At 60.1% G+C, this 23,680-nt stretch carries 17 protein-coding genes; 7 read left to right on the top strand and 10 right to left on the bottom strand.

Annotated features, from left to right (window positions below; translation table 11 throughout):
- The first annotated feature begins 53 nt into the window (after window positions 1-53).
- Entirely contained in the window at window positions 54-995 is a 942-nt protein-coding gene (locus CRO23_RS12145; protein ID WP_015377850.1) for a LysR family transcriptional regulator, read from the top strand.
- Between the two features lie 6 nt (window positions 996-1,001).
- Here CRO23_RS12145 and CRO23_RS12140 read toward each other — a convergent pair whose 3' ends face one another.
- Both CRO23_RS12140 and CRO23_RS12135 read right to left on the bottom strand, forming a co-directional pair.
- Complete coding sequence (locus tag CRO23_RS12140) at window positions 1,002-1,295, bottom strand: SelT/SelW/SelH family protein (RefSeq protein ID WP_004928553.1); 294 nt, start codon at window positions 1,293-1,295, stop codon at window positions 1,002-1,004.
- A gap of 127 nt (window positions 1,296-1,422) precedes the next feature.
- Window positions 1,423-2,658, bottom strand: a complete 1,236-nt coding sequence (locus CRO23_RS12135) for an NAD(P)/FAD-dependent oxidoreductase (RefSeq protein ID WP_097102062.1) — start codon at window positions 2,656-2,658, stop codon at window positions 1,423-1,425.
- Window positions 2,659-2,723: 65 nt separating this feature from the next.
- Here CRO23_RS12135 and CRO23_RS12130 point away from each other — a divergent pair, with 65 nt between their 5' ends.
- The 3 genes from CRO23_RS12130 (at window position 2,724) to adhP (ending at window position 6,155) form a co-directional block, all read left to right on the top strand.
- Window positions 2,724-3,635, top strand: coding sequence for a sulfite exporter TauE/SafE family protein (locus tag CRO23_RS12130; RefSeq protein WP_251683979.1), 912 nt, complete (start codon window positions 2,724-2,726; stop codon window positions 3,633-3,635).
- Between the two features lie 16 nt (window positions 3,636-3,651).
- Window positions 3,652-4,941 carry a bifunctional sulfur transferase/dioxygenase Blh gene (gene blh, locus CRO23_RS12125; protein WP_097102060.1) on the top strand — a complete coding sequence of 430 codons (1,290 nt, stop codon included), beginning with the start codon at window positions 3,652-3,654 and terminating at the stop codon, window positions 4,939-4,941.
- A gap of 197 nt (window positions 4,942-5,138) precedes the next feature.
- Window positions 5,139-6,155 carry an alcohol dehydrogenase AdhP gene (adhP, locus tag CRO23_RS12120; protein WP_016927758.1) on the top strand — a complete coding sequence of 339 codons (1,017 nt, stop codon included), beginning with the start codon at window positions 5,139-5,141 and terminating at the stop codon, window positions 6,153-6,155.
- Between the two features lie 55 nt (window positions 6,156-6,210).
- Here the strand turns inward: adhP and exaC are convergent, their stop codons facing one another.
- Window positions 6,211-7,731 (bottom strand): acetaldehyde dehydrogenase ExaC, encoded by a 1,521-nt coding sequence (exaC, locus tag CRO23_RS12115; RefSeq protein WP_016927757.1) that lies wholly within the window; start codon window positions 7,729-7,731, stop codon window positions 6,211-6,213.
- Between the two features lie 277 nt (window positions 7,732-8,008).
- Between exaC and CRO23_RS12110 the strand changes: the two genes are divergently transcribed.
- The gene (locus CRO23_RS12110) at window positions 8,009-9,784 is read left to right on the top strand and encodes a sigma-54-dependent Fis family transcriptional regulator (protein ID WP_097102058.1); all 1,776 of its coding nucleotides are present in this window, start codon (window positions 8,009-8,011) and stop codon (window positions 9,782-9,784) included.
- A gap of 55 nt (window positions 9,785-9,839) precedes the next feature.
- On the opposite strand, the gene CRO23_RS12105 is transcribed toward CRO23_RS12110, so the two are convergent.
- A complete protein-coding gene (locus tag CRO23_RS12105; RefSeq protein WP_016927755.1) occupies window positions 9,840-10,757 on the bottom strand; it encodes an ABC transporter substrate-binding protein in 918 nt (305 codons plus the stop codon).
- Between the two features lie 149 nt (window positions 10,758-10,906).
- Between CRO23_RS12105 and CRO23_RS12100 the strand changes: the two genes are divergently transcribed.
- Window positions 10,907-12,103: an MFS transporter gene (locus tag CRO23_RS12100; RefSeq protein ID WP_016927754.1), complete on the top strand. Its 1,197-nt coding sequence runs from the start codon at window positions 10,907-10,909 to the stop codon at window positions 12,101-12,103.
- On the opposite strand, the gene CRO23_RS12095 is transcribed toward CRO23_RS12100, so the two are convergent.
- On the bottom strand, window positions 12,100-14,193 hold the full coding sequence (locus CRO23_RS12095) for a putative bifunctional diguanylate cyclase/phosphodiesterase (protein ID WP_033640356.1): 2,094 nt from the start codon (window positions 14,191-14,193) through the stop codon (window positions 12,100-12,102). The two genes, CRO23_RS12100 and CRO23_RS12095, sit on opposite strands and share 4 nt — an antisense overlap.
- A gap of 907 nt (window positions 14,194-15,100) precedes the next feature.
- On the opposite strand from CRO23_RS12095, the gene CRO23_RS12090 reads away from it, so the two are divergent.
- A complete protein-coding gene (locus tag CRO23_RS12090; RefSeq protein WP_097102056.1) occupies window positions 15,101-18,136 on the top strand; it encodes an autotransporter domain-containing protein in 3,036 nt (1,011 codons plus the stop codon).
- A gap of 138 nt (window positions 18,137-18,274) precedes the next feature.
- Here the strand turns inward: CRO23_RS12090 and pqqF are convergent, their stop codons facing one another.
- From pqqF to pqqB, 5 genes are read right to left on the bottom strand one after another with little or no spacing between them, the layout of a single operon-like run.
- Entirely contained in the window at window positions 18,275-20,590 is a 2,316-nt protein-coding gene (pqqF, locus tag CRO23_RS12085) for a pyrroloquinoline quinone biosynthesis protein PqqF (protein WP_097102054.1), read from the bottom strand.
- Between the two features lie 2 nt (window positions 20,591-20,592).
- Window positions 20,593-21,729, bottom strand: coding sequence for a pyrroloquinoline quinone biosynthesis protein PqqE (gene pqqE, locus CRO23_RS12080; RefSeq protein WP_028127420.1), 1,137 nt, complete (start codon window positions 21,727-21,729; stop codon window positions 20,593-20,595).
- Complete coding sequence (pqqD, locus tag CRO23_RS12075) at window positions 21,722-22,000, bottom strand: pyrroloquinoline quinone biosynthesis peptide chaperone PqqD (protein ID WP_097102052.1); 279 nt, start codon at window positions 21,998-22,000, stop codon at window positions 21,722-21,724. Before pqqD ends, pqqE begins: the two co-directional genes overlap by 8 nt.
- Window positions 22,000-22,755 carry a pyrroloquinoline-quinone synthase PqqC gene (pqqC, locus tag CRO23_RS12070; protein WP_015376769.1) on the bottom strand — a complete coding sequence of 252 codons (756 nt, stop codon included), beginning with the start codon at window positions 22,753-22,755 and terminating at the stop codon, window positions 22,000-22,002. Before pqqC ends, pqqD begins: the two co-directional genes overlap by 1 nt.
- A 9-nt stretch (window positions 22,756-22,764) precedes the next feature.
- Complete coding sequence (gene pqqB, locus CRO23_RS12065) at window positions 22,765-23,676, bottom strand: pyrroloquinoline quinone biosynthesis protein PqqB (RefSeq protein WP_097102050.1); 912 nt, start codon at window positions 23,674-23,676, stop codon at window positions 22,765-22,767.
- Window positions 23,677-23,680 lie beyond the last annotated feature (4 nt).

The raw sequence follows: 23,680 nt of genomic DNA, 5'->3' as shown, positions 1-23,680 counted from the left end.
TGCTTCATTCCGCTGTAGCCCCCTCGCAGGTAAAACTGTTATACACTTAACGTATGAATAAAATTAACTTACCTAACGGCGACCGCATAACTTTGCTGCATACGCTGGTGCGCATCGTCGAAAGCGGCAGCTTGTCGGCCGCGGCGCAGCAGCTGGGCACCTCGCAGCCGACAATCAGCCGGCGTCTGCAGGCATTGGAACAGCTGCTGGGCGCCAAACTGATCCAGCGGACGACCCACGCCCTCAAACTGACCGACGACGGCGAGCGCTGTTACCGCCAGGCGCGGGGGCTGATCGAACAATGGCAAAGCCTGGAAGAAGGGCTTGGCGGCGCGCGCGACGAACCGGTCGGCGTGTTGCGCGTGCGGGCGCCGCACGCATTCGGTCAAGATCAGCTGATCGGTCCGTTGGGCGAGTATTTGCGGCGCTATCCGCAAACTTACGTTGAGTGGACGCTGAACGACCATTCTCCGGACTTTATTCCCGAGGGGGTGGATTGCGCCATTCACGTCGGGGCAGTGACCGATCCGTCGGTCGTGGCGGTGTTGCTGGCGGAGGTGCCGCGCAGCACGGTGGCGTCACCGGCGCTGTTGGCTGAACGACCGGCGATCGTCGATCTCGACGATTTGGCCTCATTGCCGTGGTTGGCGGTAAACAGTTTTTATCGTAATGAGGTCGTCTTGACTCACGCGACCAGCGGTGAACAGCGGCGTTTCGACATCGCGCCGAGGTTGAGCACCGACAGCCTTTATGCGGCGCGCAAGGCGGCGCTGGAAGGGCTGGGCGTCGCGATCGTGTCGTCTTGGGTGGTGAAAGAAGAATTGGCGCAAGGCGCTCTGCAGACGCTGTTACCCCTGTGGCGAGCTGAGCCACTGCCTATTTACCTGTTGTATCCCTATGCCAGCTATTATCCCGCGCGTTTACGCAAATTCATGGAAATGATGAAAGAAACGATGCCGCGCATTCTCGGCGCGCAGCCGCCGACGGGGCGCTGACGGCCTTCAGTGTCTGGCTTTTTTTCCGTCGCTGTGGCCGAGAGAACGATCGGGGAAGCTGTGATCGCGCAGCCGCTGCTTTAACTGCGCCGCATCGGGGAAGCCGCCGTCAATCTTGCGATCCCAAATCATCACGCCATCGACGCTGATTTGGTAGACCCCGCCGGTGCCCGGCATCAGGGTGACGGAGGCGAGATCGTCGCCGAAGGTGTTCAGCAGCTCTTGCGCCATCCAGCCGGCGCGCAGCAGCCAGTTGCATTGTGAACAGTAGTGAATCGTAACGGCGGGTGCGTTTTTCATCGTTGATCGACCGGTTAGTGGTGACGGCTTGCAATCAGCCTGCGGGCTCGCAAGCGATGGTGGCTGTGTATCGCCAAATAGTCAAGCGCCTGCGGAAGCCGCGAGGCGCGGATAACGATGACGGTGGCTATGGCTTGCTTTTGGCAAACCATTCGACCCCGCGCAACATGCCCGTCCAGTAAAATTTGGGTAAAAACCAGGCCTTCAGCCACCAGGCCATACGGCTGGGATGCGTGTTGTCGAACAGAGGAAAGGTGGGGAGTAATTTACTGTCGTAACCAAACTCCGCCAGAACAACCTTGCCTTTCTCTACCGTCAATGGGCAGGAACCATAACCATCATACCGTGCCGCATCAGGAGCGCCCTTAAGCCGCGCCGCGATGTTCTCTGCCACCACTACCACCTGTTTGCGAGCCGCCGCCAGGGTTTTGGCATTTGGCGTGGCGCAACAGTCGCCAACCGCAAAAATCGTCTGCCACTGCTTATGCCGTAGGGTGAATTTATCCACGTCGCACCAACCTGACTCGTCAGACAACCCACTTTGCGAAATGAACGCCGGCGCAGATTGCGGCGGCACTACGTGCAGCATATCGAAGGGCAGTGTCACTTCGCGTTTGCCTTCTTCATCACCGTCCAGAGAAAAGGTCGCTTGCCGACGCAGCCCATCAACGCGAACTAAATTATGCCGGAAGTTGACCTGTGCGTGGTATTTCTTCAAGTAATCGGTCAGCGGAGGAACAAATTGCGGCACGCCGAATACCGCCGCGCCCGCCAGGCAGAAATTGACGTTAATATTATTAAGGACACCTTGTCGCCGCCAGTGATCGCATGAAAGGTATAAGGCTTTTTGCGGCGCGCCGGCGCATTTTATCGGAACCGGCGGTTGAGAAAATATCGCCTCGCCGCCTTGCATTTCACGAACCAGTTTCCAGGTGTATTCCGCAAGATCAAAACGATAATTAGAGGTGACGCCATTCATTCCCAACGTTTCTTCAAGACCCTCTATTTTATCCCAATGTAAAACGAGGCCGCAGGCAACAATAAGGAAGTCGTAGTTTATTTTCTGCCCTTGGCGGGTCTCGACATATTTTTTGCCGGGCTCCACCCTGACCACACTATCCTGAATCCATGCGGTTCCTGGGGGGATGACGGCGCGCATGGAACGCCGTGTTTTATTGATATCAAACAGCCCGCCGCCCACCAGGGTCCATGCCGGTTGATAATAATGGCAGTCGCTAGGTTCAATTACCGTTATATCAATGCCTTTAACTCGCTTCCTTATGCTTGCCACGACGCTTATTCCAGATGAACCACCGCCAATAACAACAACTTTCTTCTTGGTGTTTATTTTTTCCGGTTTCATGCAGGCCTCCTTTCATAAGAAAGTAGGGGGTTAATGCCCAGATTAAAAGGGAATTCATAGAACTTATGGTTATATTAAAAATCACATATTCGATTTGGATATATGTAATAGCTAAATGTAATAAGTTATTTGACAATCAATGCGAACTGATCGTTAATAAATACCACAAACACCGTTCAGGAATTAACCCATTGGATTTTTTCCATTTTACTTTTTATACCCTGATGTTATTGGTGATAACCGGAGGAATAGTCGGATTTCTCTTGGCCCTGACAGGCGGAGGCGGCTCCATCGTTTGTGTGCCGCTGCTGCTGTATATGGTGCAAATCCCGGATACGCATTTGGTGATAGGCACCAGCGCCATGTCCGTCGCCGTTAGCGCGCTGCTCAACCTTTTTGCGCACGCCGCCAAAGGAAACGTCCGGTGGCGAACCGGCATTGTCGTGTCGCTGGTCGCGGTGGCCGGCACGCTGGCAGGTTCACAAATGGGAAAAATCACGGACGGGCGCTATCTAACCCTGCCTTTCGCTTTGCTGATGCTGATTGTCGCCGGATTAACGCTGAAAAAAAATCACCGGGCCGGCAACGGATTGGCTTCTCCTGATGCGGCCTTTCATCCCGCCATCGTGTGGCCCTGCGTGTTGGCGCTGGGCGCGGTGGCCGGCTTTCTGGGGATCGGCGGCGGATTTTTAGTGGTGCCGGCGCTGCTCTGGTTTTTCCGCTTTTCGCTGCTTGAAGCGGTGGCCACCTCGCTGGTGGTGGTTTCTGCCATGGGTTTATCGACGAGCGCAAGCTATGCCTTGTCCGGCAAGGTGTCGCTCGTCATCACGTGCTGGCTGATCGTCGGCGGTGTTCTGGGGGGCGTCGTGGGGGTTGCGCTCACCGAGCGCCTGAAGAAACGCGAGGACATTATCCGTGTGCTCTACGCCGCCATGCTCTTGGTGCTGGCCCTTTATATGCTTTTTAAAAGCTTATAAGACAGAAGGAAAAAATATGCGCATCCGTACATACCATCATCAGCTCTCCTTTTCGGGGGCGCCCGCAGCGAGTGATTTCGCTACCCTGCATCAACAAGGCTACCGGCTTATCGTCAACAACCGGCCGGACGAAGAGCCGGGAGAGTATCTTGACCATCAGCAAGAGAAAACGCTGGCTGAAGGCATGGGCATAGACTACGTCTATCTTCCTTACACGTTCGACACGCTGACCTGGGAGACCGTTTATACCTTCTATTACCTGTTGCGGCGGGGCAAGAAGACCCTGGCGCACTGCCGGAGCGGGGCGCGCTCGGCTTGCCTTGCTCTGCTGCATGCGCTGCGCGAAGGGCGGATCGATGAAGCGCGATTCCGCAGCCAATGCGAAGAATATGGCGCGGATGCCGATAAGGCGCTCAGTTGGTATCGCCGGCATCAGCCCGTTCAGTCTCATGCGGAAGTGCATGCGTTTTATGAGCCGGAAAGCGGCAGCCTGCAGTATGTCGTCGCCGATCCCAAGGCGCGTCGCTGCGCCATCATCGATCCGGTGCTGGATTTTGATCGCCGATCGGGCACAGTCTCGCATCAGCAGGCCCGCACCATTTTAAGTTTTATCCAGCAGCGAGGGTGGGGTGTGGCCTGGGTGCTGGATACGCACCCGCATGCCGACCATTTTTCTGCCGCCACCTGGCTGGCGCAGAAAACCGGCGCCCTTACCGGCATAGGCGAAAAAATTACCGCCGTGCAGGGGCTGTGGCAAGACATCTATAATTTGAAGGAACTGCCTCCCGCCGAGACCGTGTGGGATGCGCTGTTTGCGGATGGGGACGTCTTTTTTATCGGCAACCTGCGCGCTGAAGTCTTGCTGTCTCCTGGCCACACGCTGGCTTCCGTCACGTATCACATTGCCGATGCGGCGTTTATTCACGATACGTTTTTCATGCCGGACAGCGGCACCGCAAGGGCCGATTTCCCCGGCGGAAATGCGGAAGCCCTGTGGGATTCGTTGCAGCGGATCTTGAGCCTGCCTGCGGATACCCGCCTGTTTACCGGCCATGATTACCGCCCGGCGGGGCGTGAGGCCCGCTGGGAAAGCACTGTGAGAGAGCAGCGCGAGAACAACCCCTGGGTGGCCAACATGGATAAAGCTCAATTTATCGCGCAAAGAAAGCAGCGAGACGCCACGTTGCCGCATCCGGAATTGATGCTGATGGCGCTGCAGGTCAACATTCGCGGCGGCGTACTGCCTGATTGCGAAGATGATGGGCGGCACTACCTCAAAATTCCTGTTAATCGCTTCAAGGGGTAAATCAAGCCAGAGAGGCGCGATCGTTCACGGCTGCCAATCTCAAGGCGATCGCGCCGTCTGTTAATGGTTTTTTATGAAATAATCAGACTGATTCATATTTAATTATTTGTTTTTACACAAAACACGCGGCGCTTGCCCTCGCCGAATACAGTCACTACATTAACAACTGTACTTCCCACACTGCTAAGGAAAACACCATGAAAGCTGCCGTAGTGACGAAAAACCATACCGTAGACATTCAGGATAAAGTGCTGCGCCCGCTGAAGCACGGCGAAGCGGCGTTGAAAATGGAGTGTTGCGGGGTGTGCCACACCGATTTGCACGTGAAAAACGGCGATTTCGGCGAGGTGCCGGGCATTACGTTGGGGCATGAGGGTATCGGCGTGGTCTCCGCCGTCGGTGAGGGCGTCACCTCGTTAAAAGTGGGTGACCGCGCCAGCGTCGCCTGGTTTTACCAGGGTTGCGGCCATTGCGAATACTGCGTCAGCGGCAACGAGACCCTGTGCCGCTCGGTGAAAAACGCCGGCTACAGCGTTGACGGCGGTATGGCGGAAGAGTGCATCGTGGTGGCGGACTACGCGGTGAAAGTGCCGGATGGGCTCGATTCTTTCGCCGCCAGCAGCATCACCTGCGCCGGCGTCACCACCTACAAGGCGGTGAAGATTTCCGATATCAAACCGGGGCAGTGGATCGCCATTTATGGCCTTGGCGGGCTGGGCAACCTGGCGTTGCAGTACGCCAAGAACGTGTTTAACGCCAAAGTGATCGCCATCGACGTCAACGACGGTCAGCTGGAGTTCGCCAAACAGATCGGCGCCGATCTGACCATCAACTCCAAAACGCAAAACGCGGAAGAGATCATTCAACAGCAAACCGGCGGCGCTCACGCGGCGGTGGTGACGGCGGTGGCGAAAGCCGCCTTCAACTCGGCGGTGAATGCGGTGCGCGCCGGCGGTAAAGTGGTGGCCGTGGGGCTGCCGCCGGAGAGCATGGATCTGAGCATTCCGCGCCTGGTGCTGGACGGCATTCAGGTGGTGGGTTCGCTGGTGGGCACGCGCGAAGATCTGAAGGAGGCGTTCCAGTTCGCCGCCGAAGGCAAGGTGACGCCGAAAGTGACCAAGCGGCCGCTGAGGGATATCAACGCCATCTTCGACGAGATGAAGGCGGGCACCATTCGCGGTCGCATGGTGATCGATCTCGGCATGGCGAAGTAGGCCACGCGCAACAAGAAGGCCACCTGCGGGTGGCCTTCTTGTCATTACGCCGGGTTCAGAACAGGCCCAGCGGCTTGGCGTCGTAGCTGACCAGCAGGTTTTTCACCTGTTGATAGTGCGACAGCGCCGCCTTGTGGGTCTCGCGCCCGATGCCGGAGTTCTTGTAGCCGCCGAACGCGGCGTGCGCCGGGTACAGGTGGTAGCAGTTGGTCCATACGCGCCCGGCCTTGATCGCGCGACCCATGCGGTAAGCGCGGTTGATGTCGCGGGTCCACAGCCCGGCGCCCAGCCCGAACTCGGTGTCGTTGGCCAGCGCCAGGGCTTCGGCCTCATCCTTGAAGGTGGTGACGCCAATCACCGGCCCGAAGATCTCCTCGCGGAAGAAACGCATGCTGTTGTTGCCGGTAATCAGCGTCGGCTGCAGGTAGAAACCGTTTTGCACTTCGTCGCCGCGCTGGGCGGGCTCGCCGCCCGCAACGATTTTGCCCCCCTCGTTTTTAGCGATGTCGATGTAGGACAGGATCTTGTCGTACTGCTGTTTTGACGCCTGGGCGCCGATCATGGTCTCGGTGTCGAAGGGATCGCCCTGGCGGATGGTAGCGATACGCGCCAGCACTTTCTCCATAAACTGCGGGTAGATGGATTCCTGGATCAGCGCGCGTGAAGGGCAGGTGCACACCTCCCCCTGATTGAAGAAGCCGAGCACCAGCCCCTCAACCGCTTTGTCGATAAACTCCGGTTCCGCCTGCATGATGTCTTCAAAATAAATGTTCGGCGATTTTCCGCCCAGCTCGACGGTGCTGGGGATGATGTTCTCCGCCGCACAGGCGAGGATGTGGCGGCCGACCGGCGTGGATCCGGTGAAGGCGATTTTTTCGATGCGTTTGCTGCGCGCCAGCGCTTCGCCGGCCTCGCCGCCGAAACCTTGCACGACGTTGAGCACGCCCGGCGGCAGCAGATCGCCGATCTCTTCCATCAGCACGCTGATGCCGAGCGGCGTTTGTTCCGCCGGCTTCAGCACCACGCAGTTACCGCCCGCCAGCGCTGGCGCCAGTTTCCAGGCGGCCATCAGCAGCGGGAAGTTCCACGGAATGATCTGGCCGACCACGCCCAGCGGTTCATAGATATGGTAAGCCACGGTGTTCTGGTCGATCTCCGCCGCGGTGCCTTCCTGCGCGCGCAGGCAGCCGGCGAAGTAACGGAAATGGTCGACCGCCAACGGCAGATCGGCATTCAGGGTTTCGCGGATCGGTTTGCCGTTGTCCCAGGTTTCGGTCAGCGCCAGCATCTCCAGCCGCGATTCGATGCGATCGGCGATCGCCAGCAGCACGTTGGAACGCTCCTGCACGCTGGTTTTGCCCCAGGCGTCCGCCGCCGCATGCGCCGCGTCAAGCGCCAGCTCGATGTCTTTGGCGTCGGAACGCGGGAATTCGGCGATCGGCTGGCCGGTCACCGGCGAGGTGTTGGTGAAGTAGTTGCCGGATACCGGTTCGACAAATTTGCCGCCAATGTAGTTGCCATAGCGTTTACGGAACGAAACCAGCGAGCCAGGCAAACCGGGGTGAACATATTTCATGTGAAGCACCTCTCTGCAGATGATAACCGGCGCTATTGCGCTGCGCCTGTGAGTGCGGCCTGTCGCCGCAGCACAGAGAAGCACGCCCCGTGCCAGATTAGCGATGGACGTAGCATTAGTAAAAAAATGGCTATTTATTAAAATGTTAGGCATTGACAGGGGTAAGGCAATCGAGCGGTGCCGCGGCCGCCGATGATTTTTTGTGTCCCGTGTCGCAACGCCTGGTACACATTTATGATACACATTTGCAACACTCGCGAACGGGGGGGAGAAACGCATGTTGTCTGACGACCGCTTGCCCGCAGAGGGCGCCAGCGTGCTGACCCAGCCGTTGGCGGAATCCTGGCAACGCAGCCAGGGTTATGGTTTGACGCGCACCGATCAACATATCCCGTTTATCAAAGCCGGATTGCTTGAAGAGCTGCGCAGCCGCAACGATTGGGTGCCGCAGCGGGTACAGCCGTTGATCGAGCAGCTGGGTGCGCAAATTACGCGCCAGCCCGCCATTGTGGTGATCGCCGACGCCGGCGGGCTGGTGCTGGAAACCCGCGGCAATACCGACTTTCTGCATAAGGCGTCGCGCTTTGCGCTGGCACCGGGTAACCAGTGGGGAGAAGCGGAGCGGGGCACCAACGCCATCGGCACCGCGCTGGCGCTGGGCGCATTCTGCGAAGTGCGCGGCGGCCAGCATTTTCTCAACCAAAATGCCGGATTGAACTGCACCGCCGCGCCGATCTATCGTCCGGATGGCCGCATTGCCGGCATACTGGATCTCTCCGCCCCCGCGCAGCGCCCGTACCGCGATGCACAGCGCCTGATCATGCAGGCGGTGCGGCATATCGAACACCGCTGGGTCAGAAGCGCGATCGCCGATCGCCACTGGACGCTGCGCCTGCACGCCGATGCCCGCTGCCTGGGCAGCGCGCAAGAGCTGCTGCTGGTGTTTCACGACGAAGTGCTGATCGCCGCCAATCGACTGGCGATGATGGAGTTCCGGCTTTCGTCGGCCTCATTCGGCTCCGTTGAGTTCACCCAACTGTTTCCCGACCTGTTGCGACAGCCTTCCGGCGCACCGCGCCAGACGCTGGCCGGCAATCAACAGCACTATTATTCGTTGCTTGAGGCGCCGCAGCGCCGCGTCAGCGCTCTGCGTTCTGCGCCGCCGGCGGAACGGCACGACGAGCAGCATCAGAAAGCGCTGCGTATTCTCAACGCCGGCCTTTCGCTGTGCGTGACCGGCGAAACCGGCTGCGGTAAAGAGCATTTCAGCCGCCGCCTGTTTCAAGAGAGCCGCTGGCGCAACGGCAACTTTGTGGCGATCAACTGCGCGGCGCTGCCTGAGCCGCTGATCGAATCCGAACTGTTTGGTTATGCGCCGGGGGCGTTTACCGGCGCCAATCCGAAAGGCTACATCGGCAAGATCCGCGAGGCGGACGGCGGCGTGCTGTTTCTCGATGAAATCGGCGACATGCCGGCGGGCCTGCAAACGCGCCTGCTGCGGGTGTTACAGGAAAAAACGGTCACGCCCCTCGGCAGCCGCAGCGCTTATCCGGTCGAATTCGCGCTGGTCTGCGCCACGCACCACGATCTGCATCGGCAGGTAGAGGCGGGGGCATTTCGCGAGGATTTGCTGTACCGCATACAGGAATACAGCCTGCGCATCCCGCCGCTCAGAGAGCGGGCGCAGCTGGAGGCCTTCATTTTGCAGCTATGGCGAGAGCTGGGCGGCGAGCGGCGCGACATTCGTCTGTTGCCGGAGGCGCTGGCGATGCTGGCGCGCTATCCGTGGCCCGGCAACGTGCGGCAACTGTTGAGCACGCTCAAGGTGCTGCTGGCGCTGGCGGACGATCATGCGGTGCTTACCCTGGACGATCTTCCTCAGTCCATCGCGGTGCTGGCGCCGCGGCAAGAGAACGCCGATACCGATCAGGGGGCGCTGCAGGCGGCGATCGACAGGGCGGGCGGCAATCTCAGCCGGGCGGCGAAGGCGCTCGGCGTTTCGCGCAGCACGCTGTACCGCAAGCTGGGAAGGCAGAAAACGGCGGCGGAATGAGGCGGCATGATTGCTCATCAATAACCGGCCCCTCGATGCGGGGCCGGTTCATGCTCTAGTCCCCCAGCCCCGGCGGGTTAATCTCGGAATGGGCAATCTTCTCGTCGCTCTCCGCCCAGCGATCCAGCACCTGCAGATAGCTGCCGTTGGCGATGGCGCTGTTGAGCGAAGCCTGCACCGCGTCCACCAGGCCGTTGCCTTTTTTCAGCGTGACGGCGATGTTGGCGGTCTTCGGCCAGCCGCCGGGCACGATGCCCACCAGCCGGGTTTTGCCGGTCAGCCGCGCCTGATAGGCGCCGGAAACGTTGGGCCCGAAGGTGGCGTCGGCGCGGCCGGACTGAATGGCCAGCGTGGAGGCGGCCTTGTCGGTGACATACACCGGTTGCAGCGGCGCTAATCCCTTGGCGCGGTTCTCTTTGTCCCAGGCCAGCAGCACCGCTTCCTGATTGGTGCCGGAATCGACGATGATCTTTTTACCGGCGATATCCGGCGCGGTTTTGATCTGGGTGATTTTACTGTCGGATTTGACGTAGAAACCCAGCGTATCCTGACGATAGGTGGCGAAATCGAATTTGGTCTTGCGTTCGTTGGTCACGGTGATGTTGTAAACCGCGGCGTCATATTTGCCGGAGGCCACCCCCAGCGGCCAGTCTTCCCACGAGGTGGGCACCAGCTTGAGTTTCAACCCCAAACCGTCGGCCACCAGGCGCGCGATGTCCGCCTCGCTGCCAATCACCGTTTTATTGTCGCGGGCGTACAGGCCGAACGGCGGGCCGCTGCCCAGCAGAGAAATGGCGACCGTCAGCGTGCCGGGTTCCACGAACCGGAAGCCGGCGGGGATTTTGGCCACGGCTTCGGCGTTTTTCACCGTGTGGATCGGCGTTTCGTTGGCGACGAGATCCACGCCTGGTGCGGCGGCGGCGGAAAAACTCAGCAGCGCCGCAATCACTATCATCTTTTTGCTATATATCATTATGTTAATTACCTTCATTATTATGGGTGTCACACGGTCGTTGCACTATCTCTAAAGGCGGCAGATCTGTGAACGAACAAAATCAACTAACCAATCTTGGAAAAATCATGAGGCGCCTCTGGCGGCGCTGAATCGATCGAGGATGAACCATGTCGTCGCGTTTCGCTACGTTGGGCCGCATACCGCGCGGCGTGTGGGTATTGGGTGGCGTGAGCCTGCTGATGGACGTTTCCTCGGAGATGATCCATAGCCTGTTGCCGCTGTTTATGGCGACGACGCTCGGTGCCAGCGTGATCGTCATCGGGTTGATCGAAGGGCTGGCGGAGGCGACGGCGTTGATCGTCAAGGTGTTCTCCGGCGTGCTCAGCGATTATCTCGGCAAACGCAAAGGGTTGGCGCTGCTGGGTTACGGGCTGGGCGCCATCAGCAAACCGTTTTTCGCCATCGCGTCGTCGTCTGGCATGGTGATGAGCGCGCGCCTGCTGGATCGCGTGGGCAAAGGCATTCGCGGGGCGCCGCGCGATGCCCTGGTGGCCGACGTGACGCCGCCGGAAATTCGCGGCGCGGCTTTCGGGCTGCGCCAGTCGCTGGATACCGTCGGCGCCTTTTTAGGACCGCTGCTGGCCGTCGGCCTGATGCTGCTGTGGCACAACGATTTTCGCGCCATCTTCTGGGTGGCGGCGATCCCGGCGGCGCTGGCGATTGCGCTGCTGTTTTTCGGCCTGAAAGAGCCGGCCGCCGCGATAACCCACAAGCGCACCAACCCGATTACCCGCGCCAACCTGCGGCTGTTGGGGCGCAGCTATTGGTGGGTGGTGAGCATCGGCGCGATCTTCACGCTGGCGCGTTTCAGTGAAGCGTTCCTGGTCTTGAAGGCGCAGCAGGGCGGCACGCCGCTGGCGTTGATCCCGCTGGTGATGGTCGCCATGAATCTGGTCTACGCCTGTTCGGCCTATCCGTTCGGCAAATTGTCCGACCGCATGAGTCATGAAGGATTGCTGAAAGCCGGGCTGCTGGTGCTGATCGCCGCCGATCTGGTATTGGCGCTGAGCGATCATTGGGCGGGCGTGCTGTTTGGCGTGGCGCTGTGGGGCGTGCACATGGGCATGACGCAGGGGCTGTTGGCGGCGATGGTGGCGCACACCGCGCCGGCGCATCTGCGCGGCACCGCGTTCGGCATGTTCAATCTGATCAGCGGCGTGGCATTGCTGCTGGCGAGTCTCGGGGCCGGAACCCTGTGGGAGCTGTTCGGTTCCGCGTCCACCTTTTACGCCGGGGCGGTCATTTGCGTGGTGACGCTGGTCGGCATGAAACTGGCGCCGTTCGGCGAACGGCAGGGCGCTTAGCGGCCCTCGACAGATTGCGGCATCGCCTGCAGCAGCTCGGGCACCTGCTGGGACTCGACCGCCCGGCTGAACAGAAAACCCTGGCCGATATGGAAACCGGCTTCGCACAGCGTTTGGCGCTGCTGCTCGGTTTCCACGCCTTCGGCGATGATATCGATCGACAGCTTTTGACCGAGAATGCCGATGCTTTCCACGATCGCCAGGATCGCCGGTTCGGTGTTCATGCGTTGAATAAAGTCGCAGTCCAGCTTAATGCAGTCCAGCGGGTAGTCCATGATATGGCTGAACGAGGAGTGGCCGGTGCCGAAGTCGTCCAGCGCGATGCGGATACCCATCTCTTTGAGCATTTGCAGCGCGCGCAGTACGTATTTCGAACCGTGCTTGTTGAACGCGTGTTCGGTCACTTCCAGTTCGATCAGGTGATGGGGAATGCGGAACTTCAGCAGGCGTTGCAGGAAGGTTTCGGCGTAGTTGTCGCGTAAAAACTCGATCGGCGACACATTCAGCGAGATAGGCCGCACCGCCACACCGGCCGCGCGCCAGCGGGCGATATCGGCGAAGACTTTCAGCTGCATGGCTTCGCTGATCTTGGTTGCCAATTCGTAGTCGTTGAACGCCTCGCTTACCGTCGCCGGCAGCTGTACGCCGTTTTGCGGGCAGTGCCAGCGCAGCAGCGCTTCAAAGCCGACGATGCTGCCGTCGATCAGGCAGACCTTCGGTTGGTAGCTGGGGCGGATGCAGTTGTCGCGCACGATCTGGCGCGCGTAGTTGAGTTGGCTGGCGCGGGCGCGGGCTTTGTCCATCATCTTGCGATCGAACATGTAGACGCCGCCGCGGCCGCCGTCTTTCAGTTCATACAGCGCGGTATCGGCGCATTTCATCAGCTCCGAAGCGTCGCGAGCGTCTTTGGGATAGATGGCGCCGCCGATGCTCATGCCGCAATGCAGCGTCTTGCCGCCGTGGGTGATCGGCGTCTCCAACTGCAGCAGAAACTTGTTGGCGATGCGGAAAATATCCTGCTCGTTTTCGACGTCGCTGATCACCACGGCGAACTCGTCGCCGCCGAGGCGGGAGACGAACGAATGCGCATTCATGCAGGCGCTGAGCCTTTTACCCAAGACCCGCAGCAGATGGTCGCCCGCCGCGTGACCCAGCGTGTCGTTCACCAGCTTGAAGTGGTCAAGATCCAGCAGCATCAGCCCAAGCGACTTTTTGCCGTGCAGGGCGCGCTTCATCTCTTGCTTCAGCTTTTTCTTGAATAAGCGTCGGTTGGGCAGGCCGGTCAATTCGTCATATTCGCTGGCGAGCAACAGACGCTGTTCCATCACGCGTTGCGACGTCACGTCGCGCGAGACGCACAAAATCTCGGCCACGGCGCCGTGTTCGTCGCTGACCGGTGTGAGAATGTTGTCCCAGTGCTGTTTTTTACCCTGCGGCGTCACGCTCAATCCCGCGAAGCGCGCATTTTTTCCGGCTCTGACGCTGCGCAGCGCCTTGCTGCCGCGGCGACGGATCTCGGGGGACAGGAGCCCCAGCCAGGGCATGCCAAACTCTTTTTGCGCCGGATCAAGACCGAGCGCCAGGCTGCCGGAGCGATTCATGTGGCGCAGCGTGCCATCGTGATTGATGACTTTGATGCAGTCGACGCTGGCGTCCAGCATGTCTTGCTGGATAGAGAGCGCCTGAACGTTTTGCTGGCGTTGCAGCATTTGCGGATGGATGTCGGTGGCGGTGAGATACCAGCTGGGCTCCTGCGCCATGCCGTCCTGACGGGCGTTAAACGCCAGCATGAACCACCGGTAGGCGCCGCTGCGCTCGCGCAGACGAGCTTCGCCGGCGAACGAGGAGAGGGCAACGATCGCCTGGCGCCATTGCGCGGCCAGGCGATCGCGATCGTCGGTGTGCAGGGCATCGAGCCAGTCTGCGGCGCCGTGCTCACCGGCGATGGCGCCGGTATAGTCGCGCCACTGCTTATTGAAGTAACCGCCAAGGCGGTTGCCGAAGCAAATCAGACCCGGCAAGTCGTCTACGATTTCGCTATAGAGATCAATCGGATTTTTGTTATTGCTCTGCTTGGGCAACAGGGTCATGCGGTATTTCCTCGGAAAATTACCCATATTCGTGCTCTATAGCAGAGCCTCTTTCAATATAGTCTTGCCAATGAAATTAGGAATAGCCAGCGGACGCGGCTAAAAACCGGCCTGGTAGCATGAAATAGATTACACAAGAACGCATTAGGAATACTCCTGTTATTTATAAGCCCCTCTTATATTGCATCGAAAAATAAGTGCTCCGACCACGGTGGGCTATTGCCATAAAAATTAATCAATCTGATGTTTCTATTTGATGAAATATTCAGGTGTTTTCATGCTCTTCCATCGTCTGCACTGTCGCCGCTATGCGTATTCACTGATAAAAATCTCACTTATGGCGGCAATAGCCGTCATTTCATGCACTCTTCAGCGGTTATCGCAGCACCGTCGCTCGGCGCTTAGAGAAAAGTCATGATACAAATCAAGAAATGTTTTGTTTCATCTGTTGACACTTTGCTTACGTATAAGATAGCCTCGCGAATGAAAATCATTAGCAAAACTGGATGATGAAGCAAAATGTACCCACAGCCTGATCCTTACGCCCGGTCCCGATGGTCGGGTCATTCCGGCGCAACGGCGCCGACAAACGTACATTCGCCTCCTCTCCAGACGCCTGCGCCATAGGCGCCCGGCGCGATGGCATCCCTTTGTCTGTCCGCGCCCATTTGCATCTCTCAGCATGTCTGTTCGTGCGGCCCGCGCCGGGTCCGCATGTGTTATCCGTCGTTTCACGATCATAGGAGGTTTCAGCGCGGTTAAAACGTAAGTTTTCTTCTGGGTATAAATAAACATGGAGCGTAAAATGATACTTAATAAAAGATTGAAGTTAGCGTATTGCGTTTTTCTGGGTTGTTATGGCTTATCCATTCATTCTTCTCTTGCCGCTTATCAGGATCCCGGTCGATTGGGCGCGCCTGACAGTTGGAAAACCGCTGAGTTTAATCGCCAATGGGGGCTTGAAGCTATTTCCGCCGAATTCGCCTATGCCAGAGGCTATACCGGAAAAGGTATAACCATCGGCGTTATCGATAACGCTATTCTTTCCCATTCTGAATTCTCCGGTAAACTGACGCGCCTGGATAACGGCAGTTATAATTTCTCGTATGATAAACAAGATAATATGTCTTTCGGCGATCACGGCACGCACGTAGCCGGTATCGCTGCGGCTAAAAGAGATGGCGCAGGCATGCACGGCGTCGCTTTCGACGCGGATATTATCGGCACCAAATTGAATGATTACGGTAATCGCAACGGCCGTGAAGAGCTGATTCAGAGCGCGGCTCGCGTCATCAATAACAGCTGGGGGATCGCGCCGGATATCCGGCGAGACGCCAAAGGCGATATCATCTGGTTGCCGAACGGCAGGCCGGACTACGTGGCATTCGTAAAAAGCGACGTGATCGCCGAGATGATGCGCAGCAAATCCAGCGTGGAATGGGGCAGCGAACAACCGGTGCCCACCGGCGGGCACAGCGCCATGTCGACGCTGCTGCGGGCAGCCAGGCACGGCAAGCTGATCGTCTTCTCGGCGGGCAATTACAACAATTACAATATTCCGGAAGCGCAAAAGTCACTGCCTTACGCTTTCCCGGACGTACTGAATAATTACCTGATTGTGACCAACCTGAGTGACGCAAATCAGTTAAGCGTTTCCTCGACCAGCTGCGGGCAAACGGCCAGCTATTGTGTTTCCGCGCCGGGTTCTGATATTTACAGCACCGTCGGCCGGCTGGAGTCCAATACCGGCGGCGCCGTGAATCGCGAAGCTTATAATAAGGGCGAGCTGTCGCTTAATCCTGGTTACGGCAACAAATCCGGCACCTCAATGGCGGCGCCGCATGTGACCGGCGTCGCCGCCGTATTGATGCAGCGCTTCCCATATATGAGCGCCGATCAAATATCTGCAGTCATTAAAACCACCGCCACCGATTTAGGCGTTGCCGGCATTGATAATTTATTCGGCTGGGGGCGCGTCAATTTACGCGATGCGATCAACGGCCCGAAAATGTTTATTACCAAAGAGGATATCCCGCAGGAATATTATGTGCCGGGTTCCTACAGTGAGAAACAGTTTGTGGTGAATATCCCCGGCCTGGGAAATATCGTCGAACCCGGCACGCCGGTTGAGCGGCGCTGCACGTCGAGCGAATGCGATTTCGATTCGTGGAGTAACGACATCAGCGGGCACGGCGGCTTGACCAAAACGGGCGCCGGTACGCTGGCGCTGTTGGGTAATAACACCTATCGCGGTGATACCTGGGTGAAACAGGGCGTGTTGGCGATCGACGGTTCGGTGGCATCCAACGTCTATATCGAAAATAGCGGCACATTGTCCGGCGAGGGCACCGTAGGCGCCTTCAGAGCGGCTCGGAGCGGCAGCGTCGCGCCGGGCAACGGCATCGGCACGCTGCATGTGTTGCACGATGCCATTTTTGATCGCGGTTCGCAGTATAACGTGGAAGTGGCGGACAATGGCCGCAGCGATAAGATCGCCGCGCGGCGCGCTTTCCTCAACGGCGGCAGTGTGAATGTCAGCCTGGAACGCAGCCAAAACCTGCTGTCGCAGAATGAGGCGCAGAGTCTGCTGGGCAACAAGTACACCATCCTGACCACGACGGACGGCGTTACCGGTAGATTCGAAAACGCCAACCCATCGTATCCGTTTGTTAAAGTCGCGCTGGATTATCAGGGCAATGACGTCGGCCTTGGCATCACGCGCACCGACGCCAGCTTTGACAGCCTGGCCAGCACTGAGAACGAGAAAGCGGTAGCTCGTGCGGTGGAGACGCTCAACGCGACGGAACCGGTCACGGAAACGGCCAAACGTAGCGTGGCGATCCCGGCGGCCGAAGAGGCCAACCTGCTGCAAAGCGATGGGGGCGAGGCGCAAGCCGTGAACGAAGAGGCGAGCATCGTGGCGGGCCATCCGGTCTATGAAAGCTTCCTCGGCTTCACCTCGGCCAGAGAATTGCAACAGGCGACCCGTCAACTGTCCGGCCAGATCCACGCGGATATGGCTTCCGCCCAGATCAACGAAAGCCGTTACCTGCGCGATACCGCCACCGAGCGCTTGCGCCAGGCGGAAGGCCGCCGCACCGCTACCGACATTAAAGCGGATGACAACGGCGCCTGGGCGAAACTGCTGGGTAGCTGGGGGCATGCTTCCGGCAACGACAACGCCACCGGTTACCAGACCTCCACCTATGGCGTGCTGTTAGGTCTGGACAGCGAACTGTTTGACGACGGCCGGCTTGGCATGATGACCGGGTATACCCGCACTTCGCTGGATGGCGGTTATCAGTCAGATGCTCACAGCGACAACTACCATCTGGGGCTGTACGGCGACAAACGCTTCGGCGCGTTGGCGCTGCGAGCGGGCGGCACCTATACCTGGCATCGCATCGACACCTCGCGCTCGGTGAACTACGGCGCGCAGTCGGATCGCGAGAAGGCCAAGTATAACGCGCGCACCGGTCAGCTGTTCATCGAAAGCGGCTACGATTGGACGAGCGATGCGGTCAACCTTGAGCCGTTCGCCAACCTGGCGTATACCCATTACCGTAACGAGGAGATCAACGAGCAAGGCGGGGCAGCGGCGCTGCGCGGCGACAAACAAAGTCAGTCCGCCACCGCCTCGACGTTGGGGCTGCGCGCCGACACCGAGTGGCAAACCGACAGCGTGGCGATCGCGCTGCGCGGCGAGCTGGGTTGGCAGCATCAGTACGGCAAGCTGGAGCGTAAAACGCAGCTGATGTTCAAACGCACCGATGCGGCGTTCGACGTGAACAGCGTGCCTGTTTCTCGCGATGGCGCGATTCTGAAAGCGGGCGTCGATGTATCGATTAACAAAAACGCCGTCCTGTCCCTTGGCTACGGCGGGCAGCTGTCGTCCAACCACCAGGACAACAGCGTCAACGCCGGTCTGACCTGGCGCTTCTGATCGCGGTTGCATGCTTCGCTTTATTCAGCCCTCATCGTGACGATGGGGGCTTTTTTTTCGCGGCCAGCCGGCCTTCTGCGGCATGAGCGATACTTTCTCCGCGACCTAATCCCCGGCCGGTGTTCACCGCCGGGTTAATCAATCAGAGGAAAACAAACGCTGCTGCCAATAGCGCAATTGCGTCAGCGTGATCGGCGCAGCGGCGGCAATGGCCGCGCGATTTTCCAACGCAATCTCCCGCGCACGTTGCAACGGCTCGGCGCTGAGGCCTTGCAAGTTTTGTTGCAGCGCCTGTTGCGTTTGCTCCAGCTCTCCAACGCTAACGTGCGTCAGCTCATGATGCATCTGCAGCAAGAATTCGTCGTTTAACTGCCGCAGCTGTTCTGCGGTGAACGTCGGGGATTGCAGCGCGAACAGCAGGCCTTCGGCATGGGTGCAGCGGTGGAAGGCACATTGCACCACGTAGCCCACGTTGCGTTCCACGCGCAGCCGCTGAAAATAGCGCGGCGCGTAAAGCCGGGCCAGCACGCGCAGCGCCCAGCGGCCTTCGGCTTCATCGTTTTGCAGCGGGTAAAACTGCAGCAAGGCGTGTTCGGCGCCGCTTTCCGTCAGCGTGACAGGGGGATGTAAACGCGGCGGCGTTTGCGGCTCAGCCGTTATGGCGTAGGGGAAGTCATACAGCAAATGTGACAGTCGCCGTTTTAACTCGCCATCGCCGCCGACCAGGGTGGCATGCCAGTGTGGCGCCGTTGCCGTAGAGACGTTCAGCGCCGCCGGCAATTGGGCCAACAGGCGGCGAATGGCGATATCGTTTCGTTGTTTTAACTGCGCGTGGCGCAGGTTTCTCGCCGCCTCGTTGATGACGGCCGGCGGCTGCGCCGCCAGAGCCCGGTTCACGACGTTCAGGCCGTGGCAGATCAGCCCGTGGCTGCCCGCCAGCTGCAGCAGCCACACGCCCTGGTGGCGTTCGACGCTTAAATGTCCCTCCCGATGCGCCAGCTCCGCCGCGCCAGGGCGCAGCGCCGCCTGCAAGCCACAGGCCTGTTCTTCGCTGAGCGCGCCATGCGACGCTGGGCGCAGCAACAGCACCGGCTGCGCCTCGCCGGAACGCAGATGCCGCAGCGGCGCCTGGCCGGCCGGCAAGGGCGGGATCGGCAGCGCCGCCGAGGCTGAGAAAAAGCGGAAAGGTTCCGCTGTAGGCGCCAGCGCGGCGCCGGCGAAGGGGCGCAGGGTCAGCGGCAGCCCTTGGATTTCGCGCGTTTCACCGCCCCCCTCGGGCTGCACGGCCAGGCGGCGGCGCGGCGCCGCCATCAGCATAGCGAGTTGCCGCGTCCAGTCGTCATGCTGTTCCGTCGGCGGCAGCCCAAACGCTCTGGCCCGCAGCTGATCGAGCGGCGTCAGACGGTGAAAATCGCGGTTCGCCAGTTGCCCGAAATGCTCGAGCTGGCCTGGTGTCAGCGCGTTCAACGCCTGCAGCCATGCCAGCAAGGCGCTTTCGATATGGGCGGCCTCAGACGCCGAGCCGTGATTGACGGTGAAAATAAAACTCAACAGGGCGCTGTTTTCGCCGCAGCGGGCATAATCCAGCCGAACGGCGTCGCCCCACGCGTGCGCGCGCAGCCGTGCCAGCAGCCCGCCAGGGGCGTCGTCCAGCAATACACGCTCAAGCCGTCGCAGCCAGCCGCGTGAACGGCAGTGCGGCAGGGCAAACACCAGCCGCAGCTGCGGCGCGCCGGGAAGAGACAGCGTGTAATCTTGCCCGGCGGCCAGCGGCGGCAATGTCTCGGGCGGCGCGGCGCTGCCCGACGGCAAGCCGCCACCGTAGCGCTGTGCCAGCGCATGCAGTTGCTCAAGCGATTGCGGGCCTTGCAGCCACAGCGTCATGTTCGGTGCGCGGTAATAATGGTGGTGAAACTGCCGCAACGCCTGCTGCAACGCGGAAATATCGCTGCCGAAAGCGGCGCGGCTGCCGATATGAAAGCGATGCAGCGCGTCAAATCCGCTGAACATCTGCCGCTGCGCGGCTTCGCAGCGGGTTTCAACATCGGCGCGCAGCAGGCGGTATTCGGCGTCGATGACCTCGATCTCCTGGGCGATCGCCTCAGTCGCCAGCTGCGGAGCGGCGAGCATATCGCTCAGCCGCGCCAACCCATCCGCCAGATGGGCGGCGCCCACCTCAAAGAAAAACGCGGTTTGCGTGGCCTGGGTGGTGGCGTTTAAACGGCCACCGGCCGCCTGCGTCCAGCTCATCAGCCCATCTTGCGCGCTGAAGTTCGCGCTGCCGCGAAACAGCATATGCTCCAGCAGATGCGCCAGGCCGGGCCAGGCGGCAGGCGCCTGAAAGCTGCCCGCCTCGATGCGCACCAGCGCGGCGGCGGCGTCGGCGGCAGGGTCGCTTATCGCTTTGACGGCCAAACCGTTATCGAGCTGCCACGAAGCGGCGGCGGGTGCCATCGTCAACCCTTGAAGATCAGACGGGAGTTGGTCTGATTGCGAAATCGCAGCTGATCGATACCGATCTGCGAACGGTTCGCCGCTTCCCGCGCCGCCAGGATGGTGCCGTGATGCGGCGATTTGCCGCACACCGGGTCGGCGTTGTCGGCGTTGCCGGTCAGCATGAACGCCTGGCAGCGGCAGCCGCCGTAGTCTTGCTCTTTCTCCGAACAGGAACGGCAGGGCTCCGGCATCCAGTCATAGCCGCGATAGCGGTTAAAGCCGAAGGAGTGGTACCAGATATGCTGCAGATCGTGCTCCAGCACCGACGGAAACTTAATCGGTAACTGACGGGCGCTATGGCAGGGTAACGCCATGCCTTCCGGCGTCACGCTCATGAAGATGGCGCCCCAACCGCCCATGCAGCCTTTAGGCCGCTCCTCGTAGTAATCCGGCGTGACGAACAGCAGGTTAGCCAGTTTGCCGTCGGCGGCCATGCGTTCGCGGTAGCGTTTCACCACGGCTTCTGCCTCGGCGATCTGTTCGCGGGTCGGCAGCAGGCCTTCACGGTTCAGGTGCGCCCAGCCGTAGAACTGGCAGGTCGCCAGCTCGACGTCGTCGGCATCCAGCTGGATCGCCAGTTCGATGATGCGGTCGATCTGGCCGATATTATGGCGATGCAACACGAAGTTGAGCACCATCGGATAGCCGAGCGCCTTGACCGCCTTGGCCATCGCCAGCTTCTGCTGAAATGCCTTGGCGGAGCCCGCCAGCGCGGCGTTCAGCGTTTCGTCGCTGGCCTGAAAACTGATCTGAATATGATCCAGCCCGGCGTCGGCGAAGGTCTGCAGCTTTTTCTCGGTCAGGCCGATGCCGGAGGTGATCAGGTTGGTGTAAAACCCGAGATCGCGGGCGGCGGCGATCAGCTCGGGCAGGTCTTTACGCACCAGCGGCTCGCCGCCGGAGAGGCCGAGCTGCACGCTGCCCATCGCCCGCGCCTGGCGGAACACCTCTATCCACTGCGCGGTAGTCAGCTCTTTTTCCTGCGCGGCGAAATCGAGCGGGTTGGAGCAGTACGGACACTGCAGCGGGCAGCGGTAGGTCAGCTCCGCCAGCAGCCAGAGCGGCGGATTCACCGCCGGCGCACGTGGTTCAGTCACGGAAGGTCACCCATTTTTGTTCGTAGGCGCGCTGGAAAAATTCCAGCACGTCGTCCGCCAACCCTTCGGCGCCGGGGAAGCGGGCGTTCAACTGGGCGATGATGCCGTTCAGCGTAGTGTGGCCGTCGACCAGTTGCAAAATGGCGGCGGCGCTGTCGTTCAGCTTGGCCATGCCTTCCGGGTAGAGGATCACATGGCTGTTTTGCACGTGCTCCCATTGCAGGCGGTAACCGCGGCGGAAGACGGGAGTGTGTTCAGGGTTCAGCGTCATTACACCAGCCTCTGGTTGTGCCATACCCGCGCGGCGGTCACGCTGTGGTAAGGCGGGCGGTTCAGGGTGTAGGCCATGCTCATGGCGTCCAGCATGCTCCACAGAATGTCCAGCTTGAACTGCAGGATCTCCAGCATGCGCTGCTGCTTTTCAACAGTGTCGCAATAGTCCAGCGCCAGCGCCAGGCCGTGTTCCACGTCGCGGTTAGCCTGGCCGAGGCGGCTGCGGAAATAGTCGTAGCCGGCGGCGTCGATCCACGGGTAGTGTTGCGGCCAGCTGTCGAGACGCGACTGGTGGATCTGCGGCGCGAACAGTTCGGTCAGCGAGCTGCAGGCTGCTTCCTGCCAGCAGGCGCGGCGCGCGAAGTTGACGTAGGCGTCCACCGCGAAGCGCACGCCCGGCAGCACCAACTGCTCGGATAGCAGGGCGTCGCGCTGCAGCCCGACGGCCTCGCCGAGGCGCAGCCAGGCCTCGATGCCGCCTTCGCTGCCGCCGTAGCCGTCGTGATCCAGAATGCGCTGCACCCACTTGCGACGGGTGTCAGGCTGCGGGCAGTTGGCCATGATCGCCGCATCCTTGATCGGAATGCTGGTCTGGTAGTAGAACCGGTTGGCCACCCAGCCCTGGATCTGCTCACGCGTCGCTTCGCCGTTGTGCATCGCGATGTGATACGGGTGGTGGATGTGGTAATAAGCGCCTTTGGCGCGCAGCGCCGCTTCAAATGCCTGCGGCGTCAGGGGACGTGGTTGCGTCATGGCGATTCCCTACAGTTCGATATTCATGCCGTCCCAGCTCACTTCGATGCCGGCGGCGGTCAGGCTCTGCCGTTCCGCGGAGTCTTCATTGAGGATCGGGTTGGTATTGTTGATGTGGATCAGGATCTTGCGTTTGGCGGGCAAGGTGCTGAGCAGGGCCGCCAGCCCGTGCTCTTCCGCCAGCGCCAGGTGCCCCATGTCTTTGCCGGTATTGCGTCCCACGCCGGCGTTGGCCAGCTCGTTGTCGTGCCACAGCGTGCCGTCGATCAACAGGCAGTCCGCGCGGCGCAGCCACGGCATCAGCGCCTCGTCCGGCTCACCCAGGCCCGGTGCATACAGCAGCCCGATCCCGCGAGCGGTATCTTCGATAAACAGCGCCACGTTGTGGCCCGGCAACGGGCGATCGCGGTACGGCGAATAGGGCGGCGCGTTGCTGAGCAGCGGAATGGCGGTGAAGCGCACGTTTGGGCAGACCGCCGTGCGGAACGGTTCGCCGGGCGTCACCGGGTGGTGAATCAACCCGCCGTTCCAATGGGAGAGCATGGGAAACACCGGGAAGCCGGTGCTGAGATCGTCATGCACTTCAGGGGTGCACCAGACGTGGTGTGGGCAGCCCTCACGCAAATTGAGCAAGCCCGCGCTGTGATCGATCTGGCTGTCGGTCAGCACGATCGCGCCGATACCGGTGCCGCGCAGCACGTCGGGATTATTCAATTCGGGCGAGGCCAGCAGCTGATGGCAAATATCCGGGGAAACGTTGCACAGCACCCAGTTTTTACCGTCGTCGCTGATGGCGATGGAAGACTGGGTGCGGCGCGTGGCGTTGATGCTGTGGTCGCGAACGCCCCGGCAATTGTCGCAGTTGCAATTCCACTGGGGAAAGCCGCCGCCCGCCGCCGAGCCGAGAACTTTTATCTGCATGTCT

It is taken from the genome of Serratia sp. JKS296, assembly GCF_900215445.1.
In the GTDB taxonomy this organism is placed as follows: Bacteria; Pseudomonadota; Gammaproteobacteria; order Enterobacterales; family Enterobacteriaceae; genus Serratia; species Serratia marcescens.
This window is presented reverse-complemented; position numbering and strand designations above follow the sequence as displayed.

Bases quoted from the DNA above. Each gene is read 5' to 3' on its own strand.
- CRO23_RS12130 (WP_251683979.1), top strand. From the start codon at position 2,724: ATGGTTATATTAAAAATCACATATTCGATTTGGATATATGTAATAGCT.
- CRO23_RS12105 (WP_016927755.1), bottom strand. From the start codon at position 10,757: ATGATATATAGCAAAAAGATGATAGTGATTGCGGCGCTGCTGAGTTTT.
- adhP (WP_016927758.1), top strand. From the start codon at position 5,139: ATGAAAGCTGCCGTAGTGACGAAAAACCATACCGTAGACATTCAGGAT.
- pqqB (WP_097102050.1), bottom strand. From the start codon at position 23,676: ATGCAGATAAAAGTTCTCGGCTCGGCGGCGGGCGGCGGCTTTCCCCAG.
- CRO23_RS12145 (WP_015377850.1), top strand. From the start codon at position 54: ATGAATAAAATTAACTTACCTAACGGCGACCGCATAACTTTGCTGCAT.
- CRO23_RS12140 (WP_004928553.1), bottom strand. From the start codon at position 1,295: ATGAAAAACGCACCCGCCGTTACGATTCACTACTGTTCACAATGCAAC.
- exaC (WP_016927757.1), bottom strand. From the start codon at position 7,731: ATGAAATATGTTCACCCCGGTTTGCCTGGCTCGCTGGTTTCGTTCCGT.
- pqqF (WP_097102054.1), bottom strand. From the start codon at position 20,590: ATGGCACCCGCCGCCGCTTCGTGGCAGCTCGATAACGGTTTGGCCGTC.
- CRO23_RS12110 (WP_097102058.1), top strand. From the start codon at position 8,009: ATGTTGTCTGACGACCGCTTGCCCGCAGAGGGCGCCAGCGTGCTGACC.
- pqqC (WP_015376769.1), bottom strand. From the start codon at position 22,755: ATGACGCAACCACGTCCCCTGACGCCGCAGGCATTTGAAGCGGCGCTG.
- CRO23_RS12100 (WP_016927754.1), top strand. From the start codon at position 10,907: ATGTCGTCGCGTTTCGCTACGTTGGGCCGCATACCGCGCGGCGTGTGG.
- CRO23_RS12135 (WP_097102062.1), bottom strand. From the start codon at position 2,658: ATGAAACCGGAAAAAATAAACACCAAGAAGAAAGTTGTTGTTATTGGC.
- CRO23_RS12095 (WP_033640356.1), bottom strand. From the start codon at position 14,193: ATGACCCTGTTGCCCAAGCAGAGCAATAACAAAAATCCGATTGATCTC.
- blh (WP_097102060.1), top strand. From the start codon at position 3,652: ATGCGCATCCGTACATACCATCATCAGCTCTCCTTTTCGGGGGCGCCC.
- pqqD (WP_097102052.1), bottom strand. From the start codon at position 22,000: ATGACGCTGAACCCTGAACACACTCCCGTCTTCCGCCGCGGTTACCGC.